The sequence below is a fragment of the Staphylococcus sp. EG-SA-2 genome (assembly GCF_017152085.1).
This window is the reverse complement of record NZ_JACYHC010000500.1, coordinates 1-19798: the sequence shown is the minus strand read 5'-3', so window position 1 is coordinate 19798 and position 19798 is coordinate 1. Positions and strand designations below refer to the sequence as shown.

At 31.1% G+C, this 19798-nt stretch carries 14 protein-coding genes; 11 read left to right on the top strand and 3 right to left on the bottom strand.

Annotated features, from left to right (window positions below; translation table 11 throughout):
* The 4 genes from IDG60_RS07900 to IDG60_RS07885 all read left to right on the top strand — a co-directional run.
* Positions 1–2000: PD-(D/E)XK nuclease family protein (locus tag IDG60_RS07900; protein ID WP_206160599.1), on the top strand; the 2000-nt coding region annotated here is incomplete at its 5' end.
* Between the two features lie 3 nt (positions 2001–2003).
* Positions 2004–5657 (top strand): helicase-exonuclease AddAB subunit AddA, encoded by a 3654-nt coding sequence (gene addA, locus IDG60_RS07895; protein ID WP_000154921.1) that lies wholly within the window; start codon positions 2004–2006, stop codon positions 5655–5657.
* A 165-nt stretch (positions 5658–5822) separates the two neighbouring features.
* On the top strand, positions 5823–6725 hold the full coding sequence (locus IDG60_RS07890; RefSeq protein WP_000670752.1) for a fumarylacetoacetate hydrolase family protein: 903 nt from the start codon (positions 5823–5825) through the stop codon (positions 6723–6725).
* 328 nt (positions 6726–7053) lie between these two features.
* Positions 7054–7443, top strand: a complete 390-nt coding sequence (locus IDG60_RS07885; protein WP_000902805.1) for a YisL family protein — start codon at positions 7054–7056, stop codon at positions 7441–7443.
* Positions 7444–7613: 170 nt separating this feature from the next.
* Here the strand turns inward: IDG60_RS07885 and IDG60_RS07880 are convergent, their stop codons facing one another.
* The gene (locus tag IDG60_RS07880; RefSeq protein ID WP_001124506.1) at positions 7614–8930 is read right to left on the bottom strand and encodes a CoA-disulfide reductase; all 1317 of its coding nucleotides are present in this window, start codon (positions 8928–8930) and stop codon (positions 7614–7616) included.
* Positions 8931–8981: 51 nt separating this feature from the next.
* Positions 8982–9806, bottom strand: a complete 825-nt coding sequence (locus tag IDG60_RS07875) for a Cof-type HAD-IIB family hydrolase (protein ID WP_001182436.1) — start codon at positions 9804–9806, stop codon at positions 8982–8984.
* A 113-nt stretch (positions 9807–9919) separates the two neighbouring features.
* Here IDG60_RS07875 and IDG60_RS07870 point away from each other — a divergent pair, with 113 nt between their 5' ends.
* From IDG60_RS07870 to clpB, 3 genes are all read left to right on the top strand, one after another.
* Positions 9920–10228: a metal-sulfur cluster assembly factor gene (locus IDG60_RS07870; protein ID WP_000390575.1), complete on the top strand. Its 309-nt coding sequence runs from the start codon at positions 9920–9922 to the stop codon at positions 10226–10228.
* Positions 10229–10775: 547 nt separating this feature from the next.
* A complete protein-coding gene (locus IDG60_RS07865) occupies positions 10776–12590 on the top strand; it encodes an acyltransferase family protein (protein ID WP_001044230.1) in 1815 nt (604 codons plus the stop codon).
* A 202-nt stretch (positions 12591–12792) separates the two neighbouring features.
* Positions 12793–15402, top strand: a complete 2610-nt coding sequence (gene clpB, locus IDG60_RS07860; RefSeq protein ID WP_000353954.1) for an ATP-dependent chaperone ClpB — start codon at positions 12793–12795, stop codon at positions 15400–15402.
* 58 nt (positions 15403–15460) lie between these two features.
* On the opposite strand, the gene IDG60_RS07855 is transcribed toward clpB, so the two are convergent.
* On the bottom strand, positions 15461–16330 hold the full coding sequence (locus IDG60_RS07855) for a LysR family transcriptional regulator (protein WP_001047069.1): 870 nt from the start codon (positions 16328–16330) through the stop codon (positions 15461–15463).
* 109 nt (positions 16331–16439) lie between these two features.
* Here IDG60_RS07855 and IDG60_RS07850 point away from each other — a divergent pair, with 109 nt between their 5' ends.
* The 4 genes from IDG60_RS07850 to IDG60_RS07835 all read left to right on the top strand — a co-directional run.
* Positions 16440–17585 carry a LeuA family protein gene (locus tag IDG60_RS07850; protein ID WP_000619360.1) on the top strand — a complete coding sequence of 382 codons (1146 nt, stop codon included), beginning with the start codon at positions 16440–16442 and terminating at the stop codon, positions 17583–17585.
* Positions 17569–18210, top strand: a complete 642-nt coding sequence (locus IDG60_RS07845; RefSeq protein ID WP_000404422.1) for an L-threonylcarbamoyladenylate synthase — start codon at positions 17569–17571, stop codon at positions 18208–18210. The genes IDG60_RS07850 and IDG60_RS07845 overlap by 17 nt, the downstream gene beginning before the upstream one ends.
* On the top strand, positions 18203–19324 hold the full coding sequence (locus IDG60_RS07840; RefSeq protein WP_072468250.1) for an MFS transporter: 1122 nt from the start codon (positions 18203–18205) through the stop codon (positions 19322–19324). Before IDG60_RS07845 ends, IDG60_RS07840 begins: the two co-directional genes overlap by 8 nt.
* A partial coding sequence (locus tag IDG60_RS07835; RefSeq protein ID WP_206160598.1) for a YbhB/YbcL family Raf kinase inhibitor-like protein occupies positions 19302–19798 on the top strand: 497 nt, incomplete at its 3' end. The genes IDG60_RS07840 and IDG60_RS07835, both read left to right, overlap by 23 nt.

Here is a 19798-nt window from a genome sequence, read left to right as displayed (position 1 = left end):
AAAGTATGGAATATTTCGAACTGCCAAATCAATTGATGACAGAGCGAGATGAACTTGATTTAAATGGTAATCATGAAAAGGCGGAGGAAATTGATCAAATATGGAATGGCTTAATTCAAATCCTTGATGACTTAGTTCTAGTATTTGGAGATGAACCAATGTCGATGGAACGTTTCTTAGAAGTATTTGATATTGGTTTAGAACAATTAGAATTTGTTATGATTCCGCAAACATTGGACCAAGTAAGTATTGGTACGATGGATTTGGCTAAAGTCGATAATAAGCAACATGTTTTCTTAGTAGGTATGAATGATGGTACGATGCCACAACCAGTAACTGCGTCAAGCTTGATTACAGATGAAGAAAAGAAATACTTTGAACAGCAGGCTAATGTCGAGTTAAGTCCAACATCAGATATTTTACAGATGGATGAAGCATTTGTTTGCTATATTGCTATGACAAGAGCGCGACAAGATGTTACATTTTCTTACAGACTAATGGGATCAAGTGGTGATGATAAGGAGATCAGCCCATTTTTAAATCAAATTCAATCATTGTTCAACCAATTGGAAATTACTAACATTCCTCAATACCATGAAGTTAACCCATTGTCACTAATGCAACATGCTAAGCAAACCAAAATTACATTATTTGAAGCATTGCGTGCTTGGTTAGATGATGAAATTGTGGCTGATAGTTGGTTAGATGCTTATCAAGTAATTAGAGATAGCGATCATTTAAATCAAGGTTTAGATTATTTAATGTCAGCATTAACGTTTGACAATGAAACTGTAAAATTAGGTGAAACGTTGTCTAAAGATTTATATGGTAAGGAAATCAATGCCAGTGTATCCCGTTTTGAAGGTTATCAACAATGCCCATTTAAACACTATGCGTCACATGGTCTGAAACTAAATGAGCGAACGAAGTATGAACTTCAAAACTTTGATTTAGGTGATATTTTCCATTCTGTTTTAAAATATATATCTGAACGTATTAATGGCGATTTTAAACAATTAGACCTGAAAAAAATAAGACAATTAACGAATGAAGCATTGGAAGAAATTTTACCTAAAGTTCAGTTTAATTTATTAAATTCTTCAGCTTACTATCGTTATTTATCAAGACGCATTGGCGCTATTGTAGAAACAACACTAAGCGCATTAAAATATCAAGGCACGTATTCAAAGTTTATGCCAAAACATTTTGAGACAAGTTTTAGAAGGAAACCAAGAACAAATGACGAATTAATTGCACAAACATTAACGACAACTCAAGGTATTCCAATTAATATTAGAGGGCAAATTGACCGTATCGATACGTATACAAAGAATGATACAAGTTTTGTTAATATCATTGACTATAAATCCTCTGAAGGTAGTGCGACACTTGATTTAACGAAAGTATATTATGGTATGCAAATGCAAATGATGACATACATGGATATCGTTTTACAAAATAAACAACGCCTTGGATTAACAGATATTGTGAAACCAGGTGGATTATTATACTTCCATGTACATGAACCTAGAATTAAATTTAAATCATGGTCTGATATTGATGAAAATAAACTAGAACAAGATTTAATTAAAAAGTTTAAGCTGAGTGGTTTAGTGAATGCAGACCAAACTGTTATTGATGCATTGGATATTCGTTTAGAACCTAAATTCACTTCAGATATTGTACCAGTTGGTTTGAATAAAGATGGCTCTTTGAGTAAACGAGGCAGCCAAGTGGCAGATGAAGCAACAATTTATAAATTCATTCAGCATAACAAAGAGAATTTTATAGAAACAGCTTCAAATATTATGGATGGACATACTGAAGTTGCACCATTAAAGTACAAACAAAAATTGCCATGTGCTTTTTGTAGTTATCAATCGGTATGTCATGTAGATGGCATGATTGATAGTAAGCGATATCGAACTGTAGATGAAACAATAAATCCAATTGAAGCAATTCAAAATATTAACATTAATGATGAATTTGGGGGTGAGTAATAGATGACAATTCCAGAGAAACCACAAGGCGTGATTTGGACTGACGCGCAATGGCAAAGTATTTACGCAACTGGACAAGATGTACTTGTTGCAGCCGCGGCAGGTTCAGGTAAAACAGCTGTACTAGTTGAGCGTATTATCCAAAAGATTTTACGTGATGGCATTGATGTCGATCGACTTTTAGTCGTAACGTTTACAAACTTAAGCGCACGTGAAATGAAGCATCGTGTAGACCAACGTATTCAAGAGGCATCGATTGCTGATCCTGCAAATGCACACTTGAAAAACCAACGCATCAAAATTCATCAAGCACAAATATCTACACTTCATAGTTTTTGCTTGAAATTAATTCAACAGCATTATGATGTATTAAATATTGACCCGAACTTTAGAACAAGCAGTGAAGCTGAAAATATTTTATTATTAGAACAAACGATAGATGAGGTCATAGAACAACATTACGATATCCTTGATCCTGCTTTTATTGAATTAACAGAACAATTGTCTTCAGATAGAAGTGATGATCAGTTTCGAATGATTATTAAACAATTGTATTTCTTTAGCGTTGCAAATCCAAATCCTACAAATTGGTTGGATCAATTGGTGACACCATACGAAGAAGAAGCACAACAAGCGCAACTTATTCAACTACTAACAGACTTATCTAAAGTATTTATCACAGCTGCCTATGATGCTTTAAATAAGGCGTATGATTTGTTTAGTATGATGGATGGCGTCGATAAACATTTAGCTGTTATAGAAGATGAACGACGTTTAATGGGGCGTGTTTTAGAAGGTGGTTTTATTGATATACCTTATTTAACTGATCACGAATTTGGCGCGCGTTTGCCTAATGTAACAGCGAAAATTAAAGAAGCAAATGAAATGATGGTCGATGCCTTAGAAGATGCTAAACTTCAGTATAAAAAATATAAATCATTAATTGATAAAGTGAAAAATGATTACTTTTCAAGAGAAGCTGATGATTTGAAAGCTGATATGCAACAATTGGCGCCACGAGTAAAGTACCTTGCGCGTATTGTGAAAGATGTTATGTCAGAATTCAATCGAAAAAAGCGTAGCAAAAATATTCTGGATTTTTCTGATTATGAACATTTTGCATTACAAATTTTAACTAATGAGGATGGTTCGCCTTCAGAAATTGCCGAATCATACCGTCAACACTTTCAAGAAATATTGGTCGATGAGTATCAAGATACGAACCGGGTTCAAGAGAAAATACTATCTTGCATCAAAACGGGTGATGAACATAATGGTAATTTATTTATGGTTGGAGATGTTAAGCAATCCATTTATAAATTTAGACAAGCTGATCCAAGTTTATTTATTGAAAAGTATCAACGCTTTACTATAGATGGAGATGGCACTGGACGTCGAATTGATTTGTCGCAAAACTTCCGTTCTCGAAAAGAAGTACTGTCAACGACTAACTATATATTCAAACATATGATGGATGAACAAGTCGGTGAAGTAAAATATGATGAAGCGGCACAGTTGTATTATGGTGCACCATATGATGAATCGGACCATCCAGTAAACTTAAAAGTGCTTGTTGAAGCGGATCAAGAACATAGTGATTTAACTGGTAGTGAACAAGAAGCGCATTTTATAGTAGAACAAGTTAAAGATATCTTAGAACATCAAAAAGTTTATGATATGAAAACAGGAAGCTATAGAAGTGCGACATACAAAGATATCGTTATTCTAGAACGCAGCTTTGGACAAGCTCGCAATTTACAACAAGCCTTTAAAAATGAAGATATTCCATTCCATGTGAATAGTCGTGAAGGTTACTTTGAACAAACAGAAGTCCGCTTAGTATTATCATTTTTAAGAGCGATAGATAATCCATTACAAGATATTTATTTAGTTGGGTTAATGCGCTCCGTTATATATCAGTTCAAAGAAGACGAATTAGCTCAAATTAGAATATTGAGTCCAAATGATGACTACTTCTATCAATCGATTGTAAATTACATTAATGACGAAGCAGCAGATGCTATTTTAGTTGATAAATTAAAAATGTTTTTATCAGATATTCAAAGTTACCAACAATATAGTAAAGATCATCCGGTGTATCAGTTAATTGATAAATTTTATAATGATCATTATGTTATTCAATACTTTAGTGGACTTATTGGTGGACGTGGACGACGTGCAAACCTTTATGGTTTATTTAATAAAGCTATCGAGTTTGAGAATTCAAGTTTTAGAGGTTTATATCAATTTATTCGTTTTATCGATGAATTGATTGAAAGAGGCAAAGATTTTGGTGAGGAAAATGTAGTTGGTCCAAACGATAATGTTGTTAGAATGATGACAATTCATAGTAGTAAAGGTCTAGAGTTTCCATTTGTCATTTATTCTGGATTGTCAAAAGATTTTAATAAACGTGATTTGAAACAACCAGTTATTTTAAATCAGCAATTTGGTCTCGGAATGGATTATTTTGATGTGGATAAAGAAATGGCATTTCCATCTTTAGCTTCGGTTGCATATAAAGCTGTTGCCGAAAAAGAACTTGTGTCAGAAGAAATGCGATTAGTCTATGTAGCATTAACAAGAGCGAAAGAACAACTTTATTTAATTGGTAGAGTGAAAAATGATAAATCGTTACTAGAACTAGAGCAATTGTCTATTTCTGGTGAGCACATTGCTGTCAATGAACGATTAACTTCACCAAATCCGTTCCATCTTATTTATAGTATTTTATCTAAACATCAATCTGCGTCAATTCCAGATGATTTAAAATTTGAAAAAGATATAGCACAAGTTGAAGATAGTAGTCGTCCGAATGTAAATATTTCAATTATATACTTTGAAGATGTGTCTACAGAAACCATTTTAGATAATAATGAATATCGTTCGGTTAATCAATTAGAAACTATGCAAAATGGTAATGAGGATGTTAAAGCACAAATTAAACACCAACTTGATTATCAATATCCATATGTAAATGATACTAAAAAGCCATCAAAACAATCTGTTTCTGAATTGAAAAGGCAATATGAAACAGAAGAAAGTGGCACAAGTTACGAACGAGTAAGACAATATCGTATCGGTTTTTCAACGTATGAACGACCTAAATTTCTAAGTGAACAAGGTAAACGAAAAGCGAATGAAATTGGTACGTTAATGCATACAGTGATGCAACATTTACCATTCAAAAAAGAACGCATATCTGAAGTTGAGTTACATCAGTATATCGATGGATTAATCGATAAACATATTATCGAAGCAGATGCGAAAAAAGATATCCGTATGGATGAAATAATGACATTTATCAATAGTGAGTTATATTCGATTATTGCTGAAGCAGAGCAAGTTTATCGTGAATTACCGTTTGTAGTTAACCAAGCATTAGTTGACCAATTGCCACAAGGAGACGAAGACGTCTCAATTATTCAAGGTATGATTGACTTAATCTTTGTTAAAGATGGTGTGCATTATTTTGTAGACTATAAAACCGATGCATTTAATCGTCGCCGTGGGATGACAGATGAAGAAATTGGTACACAATTAAAAAATAAATATAAGATACAGATGAAATATTATCAAAATACGCTTCAAACGATACTTAATAAAGAAGTTAAAGGTTATTTATACTTCTTCAAATTTGGTACATTGCAACTGTAGTATTTTGATTTTCAAAAGAATAAAAAATAATTTCGATTAAGTGCAAAGCCCTTGTAGCAGAATGAACATAACTCATTTTCAAAATTGTCTTACTTATTTATTTGTTATTTGATAACGAAAAAAGTTATAATGTGAATTAAGATAAAGATGAGGAGTTGAGAATGAATGAAATTCTTATCATTCAAGTATAATGACAAAACTTCATATGGCGTTAAAGTAAAACGCGAAGATGCTGTATGGGATTTAACACAAGTATTTGCTGACTTTGCAGAAGGAGATTTCCATCCTAAAACATTGTTAGCTGGTTTACAACAAAATCATACTTTAGATTTTCAAGAACAAGTACGTAAAGCAGTTGTAGCAGCAGAAGATAGCGGCAAAGCTGAAGACTATAAAATTTCATTTAATGACATTGAATTCTTACCACCAGTAACACCTCCGAATAATGTGATTGCTTTTGGTAGAAATTACAAAGATCATGCGAACGAATTAAATCATGAAGTAGAAAAATTATATGTATTTACAAAAGCAGCGTCATCTTTAACAGGAGATAATGCAACAATTCCAAATCATAAAGATATTACTGATCAATTAGATTATGAAGGTGAATTAGGTATTGTTATTGGTAAGTCTGGTGAAAAGATTCCAAAAGCATTAGCTTTAGATTATGTTTACGGCTATACAATTATTAACGATATCACTGATCGCAAAGCACAAAGTGAACAAGATCAAGCATTTTTATCAAAAAGTTTAACTGGCGGTTGCCCAATGGGTCCTTATATCGTTACTAAAGACGAACTACCATTACCTGAAAATGTAAATATTGTTACAAAAGTTAACAATGAAATTAGACAAGATGGTAACACTGGCGAAATGATTCTTAAAATTGATGAATTAATAGAAGAAATTTCAAAATATGTTGCACTACATCCGGGAGATATTATTGCAACTGGTACACCAGCAGGCGTTGGTGCAGGTATGCAACCACCTAAATTTTTACAACCAGGTGATGAAGTTAAAGTGACTATTGATAATATTGGAACGCTGACAACTTATATCGCTAAATAATTATCATTTAAAAAGCTAACCAGTCTTTATATAGATTGGTTAGTTTTTTCTTGCTTTTCTAAAAAGGTGTTAAAGATAAATTATTTATAATGTTACCATTTTGAGATGAAAGTGAAATATTGATATTAAGAAGTAGTTGATTATTTTACAGCAGATTCACAATATTCTAATAAGGAATAAAATGTCATGTTCTTCCTCTCAAATATAGAAGTGTGGTAGAATATATATTCGTGTATAATCAAATCATGATTAAATTACAAGCAAGTGGGTATTAATCCCAAGAAGCTTTAATTTAATAATATAAATAATTAAAGTGGGGGGAATCAGTATGTTACATTTACATATATTAAGTTGGGTATTAGCGATTATTTTATTTATCGCTACATACTTAAACATTTCAAAAAATCAAGGCGGATCACCATTTTTCAAACCGTTGCACATGATTTTACGCTTATTTATGCTGTTGACGTTAATTTCAGGATTTTGGATATTAATTCAGTCATTTATGAATGGCGGGGCAAATCATATGTTGCTTACATTGAAAATGCTGTGTGGTGTTGCAGTAGTTGGATTGATGGAAGTGTCGATTGCTAAAAGAAAGAGACATGAACAAAGTCACAAAATGTTTTGGATAACAATGGCATTAATTATCATCACAATGGTATTAGGTGTCATTCTACCGTTAGGGCCTATATCAAAATTATTCGGTATTGGCTAATTGATAAGACATATAGTATATGACATAAGGCATGGACAATTATTAGTCCAAGACCTTATGTCTTTTTTGATTCTAAAAATGTTTAAACATAAAAAAGGACTGGATAGTAGTACCAGTCCAACATAATTCTAACCTAGACAATTAAGATTAGATTGAATCGCATGATTCATTTATTTAGCTTTGTAACCAATCATATTGATTAAATCTTTAGGGTGGCTATATGGTGGTGCATAAGCCACTTCAAACTCAGTTAACTCATCTACAGTTAGCTGGTTCATCATTGCCATCGATAGTACATCAATACGTTTATCTGCACCTTCTTTTCCTACTGCAGCTGCTCTTAAAATCTGACGGTTTGAAGTGTCATAATATACCCTTAAGTGTAAAGGGGAATTTCCTGGGTAATAATTCGCGTGTGCACCTTGAGTGACTTCCACCATTTTATAGTCAAATTGCTTTAGTTCATTTGGTTTAACGCCGACACTCGCAAATGTATAATCAAAGAACTTCACAATATTGTTGCCTAAGAAGCCTTTGAATTCAATAGTGTCATTTCCAGCAATTTGTTCGGCAACAATACTTGCTGCACGGTGAGCGCCCCAAGCTAAAGGAACACTAGCCGGTAGATCGACATGTCGATAATGTGATGTTGCAATATCGCCTATTGCATAAATGTTTGGAACATTTGTTTCAAATTTATCGTTTACCGGTATGAAACCTTTTCGATCAAGTTTGATATTTGAACTTTCGATAAATTTTGAATTGGGGTGAGTACCGACACCTTCAATAATCATATCGTAATGTTCAACTTTTCCTGATTTAAATGTAATTTCATTTCCATTGATAGCATCAATTTCCTCATTTAAACGGTATGGAATCTCCCGCTTATCTAATTCATCAAGTATAGGTTGATTCATGTCAGCATCCATTAATTTATTTATCTTATCAGATCGATGAATTAAAGTAGGGTGTAAACCACGTTCGTAAAGATTTTCAAGAACTTCTAATGAAACATACCCTGCACCTATAACCAATACTTTATCAACTTGATTTGCTTTGATGAATTGATCGATAGCATCAGTGTCTTCTAAATTTCTAAGTGTAAATGTAATATCACTTTCAAAGCCAAGGCTATTTGCACTTGCACCAGGGCTTAAAATGAGTTTATCGTAAGATTCTTCAAATTGTTCGTTGGTCTTTCTATTTAATACAGTTACAGTTTGTCTTTCATCATTGATTGCAATAACTTCATGATAAGTTTTTACTGTAATTTGCTTTCTATCATAAAATTTTTCAGGTGTATACGCTAAAGCATATTTTCTATCTTCAACAACTTCGCCAATGACATAAGGCAATGCACAATTAGCAAAGCTCATATCACGATCTTTTTCAAAAATAATAATGTCACTTTCTTTATCTAAACGTCGAATTTGGCTGGCACATGTTGCACCGCCAGCGACTGCTCCGACTACGACTATTTTGGGCATCGTAACTTACCTCCTATTGTTTTAAAATATTATAAAATGATTAGTTATAAATTAACAGTAATATCTAATATTTAAATTAAAGAAATCATTCAAATATCGACCAATGCCATCTTCATTATTGTTGAATGTAATATTGTTCGCTACATCTTTAAGTTCTTGCAAACCATTTTCCATAGCAACACCATGGCGGGCGTACTCAATCATTTCAATATCATTATCTTCATCACCGAATGCAATAATATTATTTCGGTCAATATTTAAAAATTGTCTAACTTGCTCAATGCCTCTTGCTTTATTAATACCAAGTTTTACAATTTCAATGACAGGGAATGGTGCGCCCCAGCGTCGATGCTCAATATGATCGGCATAAAAATGAGTAAGCATATTTTTGATTTCAGGTATTTTACTTTCTTCGGCTTCAATTAAAATTGAGGTAGGGGATTCTTTCAAGTGGACAAGTAAATTACCAGTTTGAATTCTTGGATTACCCATTGAAAAACCTTCAAATAATCTTGGATCATGATTGTTAATGAAAACATAATCTTTCACTTCTGCTATAATATTCGATACTTGATATTGTTGTAATCCTTGAATAATGTTTTGTGCGATGCCTAAATCTAAAATTTCATGGCAAGTTTTGAAGTTTTTATCTTTAGGGTGATGTACGTAAGCGCCATTAAAATTAACAATTGGTGTCGTTAAATTTAATTCATGATAATACATTTGACTTGCACGATAAGGTCTGCCAGTCGCAATCATAATTTGGTGTCCACGTTGTTGTAATTCATTTAATACTTGTTTAGTATATGATGAAATTTCTTTGTTATCGTTTAATAATGTTCCGTCTAAGTCTAGACATATTAAATGTGGTTGCATATCTCTCTCCTCATAAGTTGCTTAGTTCATATAGATACATCATAGCATTTTATTGGCGTTTTGTCGGATATTTGATATATTATGAATAATATGACATTAAAGAGGTGATATGGATGGAAGAGGCATTGAAAGATAGTATCTTAGGTGCATTAGAAATGGTAATTGACCCTGAATTAGGAATTGATATCGTTAATTTAGGTTTAGTATACAAAGTGAATGTTGATGATGAAGGCGTATGTACAGTTGATATGACTTTAACATCAATGGGATGTCCAATGGGACCTCAAATTATTGATCAAGTTAAAACAGTATTAGCAGAGATTCCTGAAATTCAGGATACTGAAGTGAATATCGTATGGAGTCCACCTTGGACAAAAGATATGATGTCACGTTACGCTAAGATTGCACTTGGTGTGAGCTAACATAAACGTGCATTGCCTGTAGAATTTCTTTTAGAAATTCTCTGTGTTGGGTCCCCGCAGTCAATATAACATTGTAGAGTATAATTCATTGTGAATAAGCTCCCTTCAAAGTAGACATTGAAAAATGAAAATTTTGAAGGGAACCTTATTTATGTTCTAGGTTCTGATTTCATTTTGAAAATTTATATCTAACTTGTTTCAAAAAATATGAATTAAGACAGTGACTTGCACTTCCAATAGTGCACAATTCATTTTCTAGTTGAATATTTTCTTGAAAATTTTTATAATAAATTGAATTTATATTACAGTTATATTACAATACATAATACTTCATAGTTTTTAAGTTGCCGAGTTGCATTACAAATTGGATTTCGAAGTAAGAATCATCATTGGTAATTTTTTTAATTTAACAGTATTTTAGTCAATATGATTTTGATGATGTCGTAATTCAATAATATACATATGCATTTCAATATTCTTTTAAACAGCATAACTAAATTTAATTAAGCATCTAAGAAGAACAGTTTTAAAAGGGAAGAATGCAAAAATGAACAAAACAAAGGGTTTTACAAAGTATAAGAAAATGAGATATATGCCAGGGCTCGATGGTTTGAGGGCAATCGCTGTTCTAGGAATTATTATTTACCACTTAAACAAGCAATGGTTGACAGGTGGCTTTTTAGGTGTGGATACATTTTTTGTGATCTCTGGTTATTTAATTACAAGCTTATTACTCAAAGAGTATGATGACACAGGTATCATTAAATTGAAAAGCTTTTGGATACGTCGTTTAAAACGTTTATTACCAGCAGTCATAGTTTTATTAATGGTTGTAGGGACAGCAACCTTATTATTAAAATCAGATAATATCATTAGGGTTAAACATGATATTATTGCTGCGATATTTTATGTATCAAACTGGTGGTATATAGCAAAAGATGTTAATTATTTTGAGCAATTTTCATTTATGCCATTAAAGCATTTATGGTCTTTAGCAATTGAAGAACAGTTTTACATATTTTTCCCAGTTATTTTGGTTACATTATTGTTAACAATTAAAAAGCGATACAAAATAGGATTTATTTTTTGGGGAGTATCAATAATTTCTTTAGGGTTAATGATGTTTATCTACAGTATTAATGGGGATCATTCACGAGTGTATTTTGGTACAGATACTAGATTACAGACATTGTTACTGGGTGTTATTTTAGCTTTTTTATGGCCACCGTTTAAATTGAAAAATGATCCACCTAAAGTTGTAAAATATGTTATTGATAGCATAGGTAGTTTATCATTTATAGTACTTATATTATTATTTTTCATTATTAATGATGAGACGAATTGGATATATGATGGTGGTTTCTATTTAATATCCATATTAACGTTATTTATTATTGCCAGTGTCGTTCATCCATCTACATGGATAGCGAAGATATTTTCAAATCCAGTGTTAGTATTTATCGGGAAAAGGTCTTATAGTTTATATTTATGGCATTTTGCAGTAATTAGTTTCGTACATAGTTACTATGTAGATGGACAGATACCTGTATATGTGTACTTTATAGATATAAGTTTAACAATTATATTTGCAGAGCTATCATATCGCTTTATAGAAACTCCATTTAGAAAAGAAGGTATTAAAGCTTTAAATTGGCGACCTTCTTATATACCACAATTTATAAGAATGGCAATTGTAGTAACCTTGTTAATTCCATTTATGTTGATTTTAGTAGGTGCATTCAATAAATATGGTAAAGACATTATTGGAGAAAAAGCGAATAGCTTTGATACCACTATTGAAGATAATTATTTAATGCGGATAGCACCAATTGATAACATTCACATTGATGGCTTAGTAAGTGAGAAGAAAAAGGAATCTTCCGACGTATATAATAATATTAAACCTCTTTTAATCGGTGATTCAGTAATGGTTGATATCGGTGAGTCATTTAAGTCATCAGTTCCTAAGTCTAGAATTGATGGAAAAGTAGGGCGTCAATTGTATCAAACCTTACCTTTAGTTAAAGCGAATTATTCACAATATAAAAAATCATCTGATCAAGTCGTATTAGAATTAGGTACAAATGGCGACTTTACTGTCAAACAGCTCGACGATTTACTTAATCAATTTGGAAAAGCCAAGATTTATTTAGTTAATACACGTGTTCCAAGAATTTATGAGGCAAATGTAAATCGATTATTAGCTGACGCGGCGAAACGAAAGTCCAATGTCACATTAATTGATTGGAATAAGCGATCACAAGGACATAGTGAATATTTTGCACCAGACGGTGTACATTTAGAGTACAAAGGAGTCCTAGCTTTAAAAGATGAAATATTAAAAGCACTTAAAAAGAAATAACATATGTTTAATAAGTCTAGTTAATGTGTAACGTAACATTAGCTAGATTTTTTTATTCAAAAAAATATTTACAAATATTAGGAAATTTAAGTGTAAAAGAGTTGATAAATGATTATATTGGGACTATAATATAATTAAGGTCAAAGAAAGTCAAAGTCAAAAGTGCAACTTGACCAACTCTACAAATTAGAGGTGAAATTATATGGATATAAATAAAATGACATATGCTGTTCAAAGTGCTTTACAACAAGCAGTTGAACTGAGTCAGCAACATAAATTACAAAATATAGAAATTGAGGCAATTTTAAGCGCTGCCTTAAATGAAAGTGAAAGCTTATATAAAAGTATTTTAGAACGAGCAAATATTGAGGTAGATCAATTAAACAAAGCTTATGAAGACAAACTAAACACGTATGCATCTGTAGAAGGTGACAATATACAATATGGTCAATATATTAGCCAACAAGCAAACCAATTGATAACTAAGGCTGAATCATACATGAAAGAATATGAAGATGAATATATTTCAATGGAGCATATTTTACGTTCGGCAATGGACATTGATCAAACAACAAAACATTATATAAATAATAAAGTAGAAGTTATCAAAGAAATTATTAAAAAAGTAAGAGGGGGAAATCACGTGACATCACAAAATCCAGAAGTTAATTACGAAGCATTAGCTAAATATGGCCGCGACTTAGTAGAAGAAGTTAGACAAGGTAAAATGGATCCTGTTATAGGAAGAGATGAAGAAATTCGAAATACGATTCGTATTTTAAGTCGTAAAACTAAAAACAACCCTGTGCTCATTGGTGAACCAGGTGTTGGTAAAACTGCAATTGTTGAAGGATTAGCGCAACGTATAGTTAAGAAAGATGTGCCAGAATCATTATTAGATAAAACTGTTTTTGAGTTAGATTTAAGCGCATTAGTAGCGGGCGCTAAATATCGTGGTGAATTTGAAGAGAGATTAAAAGCAGTCCTAAAAGAAGTTAAAGAGTCTGATGGTAGAATTATATTATTTATTGATGAAATCCATATGCTTGTAGGTGCTGGTAAAACAGATGGTGCCATGGATGCAGGCAACATGCTAAAACCAATGTTAGCACGAGGAGAGTTACATTGTATTGGTGCAACAACTTTAAATGAATATCGAGAATATATTGAAAAAGATTCGGCATTAGAGCGTCGTTTCCAAAAAGTAGCAGTTAGTGAGCCTGATGTTGAAGATACAATTTCAATTTTACGTGGTTTAAAAGAACGATATGAAGTGTATCATGGTGTGCGTATTCAAGATAGAGCCTTAGTTGCTGCCGCTGAATTGTCTGATCGTTACATCACTGATCGTTTTTTACCAGATAAAGCGATTGATTTAGTTGACCAAGCATGTGCAACAATTCGTACGGAAATGGGATCAAATCCAACTGAATTGGATCAAGTTAATAGACGTGTCATGCAATTAGAAATTGAAGAAAGCGCACTTAAAAATGAATCTGACAATGCGAGCAAACAGAGATTACAAGAACTACAAGAAGAGCTTGCCAATGAAAAAGAGAAACAAGCAGCACTTCAATCTCGTGTAGAATCAGAAAAAGAAAAAATAGCAAATTTACAAGAAAAACGTGCGCAACTAGATGAAAGTAGACAAGCGTTGGAAGATGCACAAACAAATAACAATTTAGAAAAAGCTGCTGAACTACAATATGGAACAATTCCTCAATTGGAAAAAGAACTTAGAGAATTAGAGGATAATTTCCAAGATGAGCAAGGTGAAGATACAGATCGAATGATTCGTGAAGTTGTAACAGACGAAGAAATTGGCGATATTGTCAGCCAATGGACAGGCATACCAGTTTCAAAATTAGTTGAAACAGAACGTGAAAAATTACTTCACTTAAGTGACATCTTGCATAAACGTGTTGTAGGTCAAGATAAAGCGGTTGACCTGGTTTCAGATGCAGTAGTTAGAGCAAGAGCAGGTATTAAAGATCCAAACAGACCTATTGGTAGTTTCTTATTCCTAGGTCCAACTGGAGTAGGTAAAACTGAATTAGCTAAATCATTAGCTGCATCATTATTTGATTCTGAAAAACATATGATTCGTATTGATATGAGTGAATATATGGAAAAACATGCAGTATCAAGATTGATAGGGGCACCTCCAGGATATATTGGACATGATGAAGGGGGTCAATTAACTGAAGCGGTTCGTCGTAATCCATACTCAGTTATCTTATTAGATGAGGTTGAAAAAGCGCATACTGACGTCTTTAATGTATTATTGCAAATTTTAGATGAAGGCCGTTTAACTGATTCTAAAGGACGTAGCGTTGATTTTAAAAATACTATTATTATTATGACAAGTAATATTGGATCTCAAGTTTTATTAGAAAACGTAAAAGAGACTGGTGAAATTACAGAATCAACAGAAAAAGCTGTTATGACAAATTTAAATGCATATTTCAAACCAGAAATTTTGAATCGTATGGATGACATCGTATTATTTAAACCTCTATCTATTGATGACATGAGTATGATTGTAGACAAAATATTAACGCAATTAAATATAAGATTATTAGAACAGCGAATCTCAATTGAAGTTTCTGATGATGCTAAAGCTTGGCTAGGTCAAGAAGCTTATGAACCTCAATACGGTGCAAGACCATTAAAACGTTTTGTACAACGCCAAATTGAAACACCATTAGCACGTATGATGATTAAAGAGGGATTCCCAGAAGGTACAACGATTAAAGTTAATTTAAATTCAGACAATAACTTAACGTTTAATGTTGAAAAAATTCATGAATAAAATTGAACCAAGAATGTGATGATTAATCGCATTCTTGGTTTTTTAGATTTGAAATTTATTATAATTGTTCATTGGCAATATACTTTTTAAATGATTTAATAAAAACCAATATTTCTGGGCTTTCTTTTTTGCTGTATATATATGTAAATGAAATAGGCGCTTGTAAAATTTTCGTGTTAATAACCGAAATATTGTAATCACTATCTGTTGTTATATAAATAGGCAGGAATGATATACCTTGATTCATTTCGATTAATTTAATTGAAGTATGCACATCATTGATAGATAGAAATTGTGCTTTTCCATAAATATTTAAAATATTATTTTTAAGTGATGACCAATATTCTGGATGGTTATCACTTATTATTTTGTATTTTTCAAATAAAGATGCCTCAGTTAGAAGATGATTATTCTCTTTATTGGGAGCAATCAATACAATTTTACCTTCGCATACTTTTTCAGAATGAACTTCTCTTAGTTTAGGTTGATTTCTGCTAATCCCGATGTCATACGTATGATTATTAATATCTTTTTCAATATTTTCATTTTTGACATGGAGAGAAACATCGATAAACGGATGCTCGTTAAAGAAAGATTTTAAAAATTTGGGCATAATGAATGTCGCGATATATGAAGACACGACAACATTTAATTTCGATTGAAACATCGTTTTTTTAAGTTGGATATGTTTGATGCCACTTTCATATTGTTCAATAAAACTTTGCGCAATTGGAAGAAATGTATGACCATCTTCAGTCAAGATAATTTGATTTTTATAAGTTTCAAATAGTTTCACATTGAGATGCTGTTCTAAATTTTTAATTTGCTTATGTATAGAAGGTATAGTGAGATTAATTTCTTCACTAGCTAATCGATAGTTTAACGTCTTCGCTAAAATGACAAATGTATAGTACCAATCCAAATTCATGAACTTACCTCTTTCAAAAAAGTTAATAATTCATTAGATAATATTTAATTTTTATTGCATAAAAATAATATTAATATTATATCAGAGGTTATCGAGGGGGTGAAGTAATATGATTCGAATTCAAGATAATACAATAAGGGATGGTATGCAACAAAGTAATGTTCGAAAAAGTCTAATTATAAAAAAAGAAGTATTGAAACAAATTAACAAGTTAAATATAAATTCTGTTGAAGTAGGCATGTGTACAACTATCGAGGATGAATTTAATATTCATCAATTCAGAGACATTTTAAGTCCTGAAAAAGAATTAGTAGTATTGACTAGGCTTAATGAAAAAGAAATAAAAAAAATAGTCAAATTGAAAATTCATAATTTAGTGGTAAAAATACTATTGCCAATATCTGACTTGCATATAAAAGAAAAGCTTAATTTTTCAAATAAATATTATATTCAGAAAATCAAAGACTGCTTGGATATATTAAAGAAAGATAAAAAAGGAGTAGATATTTGTTTTGAAGATGCAACAAGGACTTCTAGAGAAAAATTGAAAGAATACATGGAAATTATTTCAAAATATCAAGTTAGAACAGTTACATTTGCGGACACTGTAGGATGTTCGACACCATTAGAATACGGAGATATTTTTAATTACTTTGTAAAAAAATATTCTAACATAATTTTTTCTGCTCATTGTCATAACGATCTAGGGTTGGCTACTGCAAATACATTAGCTGCAATTTTAAATGGTGCAAAGCAAATAGAAACTACATTTTTGGGAATTGGTGAGAGAGCGGGTAATGCTCCTATTGAGGAAATAATTACTATTTTGACAAAAAAACAAATAGAAAGTACGGAATTCACTTTACCCGACGTATATAAAACTAGTATTAATATTTCTAAAATTCTCGATTTTCAAATATCAGAAAACAAACCTATAATTGGTGAAAATATATTTAAACATGAATCAGGAATTCATCAAGATGGTACTAAAAAAAATATAAATATGTATCAATATTTAGTTCCTAGTGATTTAGGATTGAAAAATTCACAAGTTGTTCAGTTTCCAATAAGTAATATTTCTAGTAAGAAAATCTTGCACAATAAATTTAAATCAATAGTTAACACTGAAGAAATTGATGAAAATATTTCTTTCTATAAACTTGTGAACAAGTTTTCACCTGAAGTAGCACCTGAAGATACAGTGGATTTACTTCAGATAATAAAAAGGAGGAGTAAAGATGGAAATTTTAAATGATTCTGTAAAAAGTTTTGAAAAACTTTATTTACAATTACAAGATGGTTTTCCAGTGATTGTTCCTACTGATACTAATTATAATTTATGTAGTTTACCAAACAATGATCTTTGTATCGATAAAATATTTGAATATAAAAAGAGATCGAAAGATAAGCCATTATCATTATTTATTGATAAGCCAGAGGATTGGAAATTGTATGGAGATAATCAAAATACGGAAATAGTTGATAAACTAGTTGAAATATTTTGGCCTGGACCATTAAATATTATTTTAAAAAATAAAACAAGCTATAATTATATGCTCAATAATTCAGATAGTATAGCTATAGGATGTGTGCAAAATAAAACGATGAGAAGGTTTATTTCATATATTAATTCACCTATAGCAATTACTTCAGCAAATATCTCTGGAACTGCCGATGATATTTTAATAACTGAAAATGAAGCAATTAAGCACATGGGCGAAAATGTAAGATATATGCTAAGAAGTCAAAATAAAACTAACTATAAAACATCTAGTACGATTATTAAAGTGACAGATAATAAAATTGAATTATTAAGAGAAGGAGATATAAAGTTTGAAGAAATAAAAGAAAGACTAGGTACAGGTATTATTTATGAATAAGTTAATACTTGGGATTTATTTGTACCGAATTTTTTCACGAGCATACTTTTATTTACCGTTTTTATTAATTTACTTTTTGATTCAAGGTTATTCCATAATACAATTAGAAATATTAATGGCGTCTTATGGCATTGCAGCATTTTTATTCTCTCTATACAAAGAGAAGTGTTTTAAAATTTGTAACTTAAAAGATTCTAATAAATTAGTTGTTAGTGAAATATTCAAAATCATCGGTTTATTGTTGTTATTATATCAAAATCAATATTTAATTTTAGTAGTGGCACAAATATTATTAGGGTTAAGTTACTCAATGATGGCGGGTGTTGATACCGCAATAATTAAAAGAAATATAACAAATGAGAAATACGTACAAAATAAGTCAAATAGCTATATGTTCCTATCATTATTAATTTCAGGGATTATAGGTAGTTATCTTTATGGAATAAATATTAAATGGCCTATAATAATGACTGGTATATTTTCAATTCTAACAATTATAATTATTCGATGCACATTAGTTGAAAATAGGGAATTAAATTTAATAGGAGAAACAAAGGGAAAGATAAAGAAATTTCTACCGGAAGAGAAGTTTTGGATATTGCATTATTCTTTTTTAAGAGCGTTAATATTAGGATTTTTTATAGGATTTATTCCAATTAATATATATAATGATTTAAAACTGAATAATTTACAATTTATTTCAGTATTAACTTGTTACACAGTTATGGGTTTTGTATCTTCACGTTATTTAACTAAATACTTGAATTATAAGTTTGTGTCAGAAATTTGTTTAGTAATATTTTTAATAATATATACATATCAAAGTTTCATAGCAGTTACTATTTCTATGATATTTTTAGGTATTTCTTCAGGGTTAACTCGTCCACAAACTATAAATAAACTTTCTAGCAGTAGTAACTTAAGAGTGATGCTTAATTATGCAGAAACGTTATATTTTATTTTTAATATCGCATTTTTACTTATTGGTGGTTATCTATATTCAATTGGAACTATTCAATATTTAATGTTATTTATGTCATTATTGACGTTTATATATTTACTAACATTATTTTATTTAAGGAGAGATCAACATGAAAATCAACACAGAATTTAAAGGAAATAATATACCATATGAATATGCGGCAGGCGCAGATATAAGTGATTTAATAAATGGCAATCCAATTAAATCATTCCCGTTTGAAATAACAGAACTTCCAAAAGATACTAAATATCTTGCATGGTCTCTGATAGATTATGATGCAATACCAGTTTGCGGATTTGCATGGATTCATTGGAGCGTTGCTAATGTAAGTATCACTGGTGATTCAATTTCTATAAAAGCAGATTTATCAAGAACAAAGGGTGACTATGTACAAGGTAAAAATAGCTTTACTAGTGGGTTGTTGGCTGAAGATTTTTCAGAAATAGAAAATCACTATGTAGGACCAACACCACCTGATAAAGATCATCAATATGAATTAACAGTTTATGCGTTAGATCATTCTTTAAATTTGAAGAATGGGTTCTACTTGAATGAATTTTTAAAAGAAGTAAATCAACATAAAATTGATCAAACAAGTATTAACCT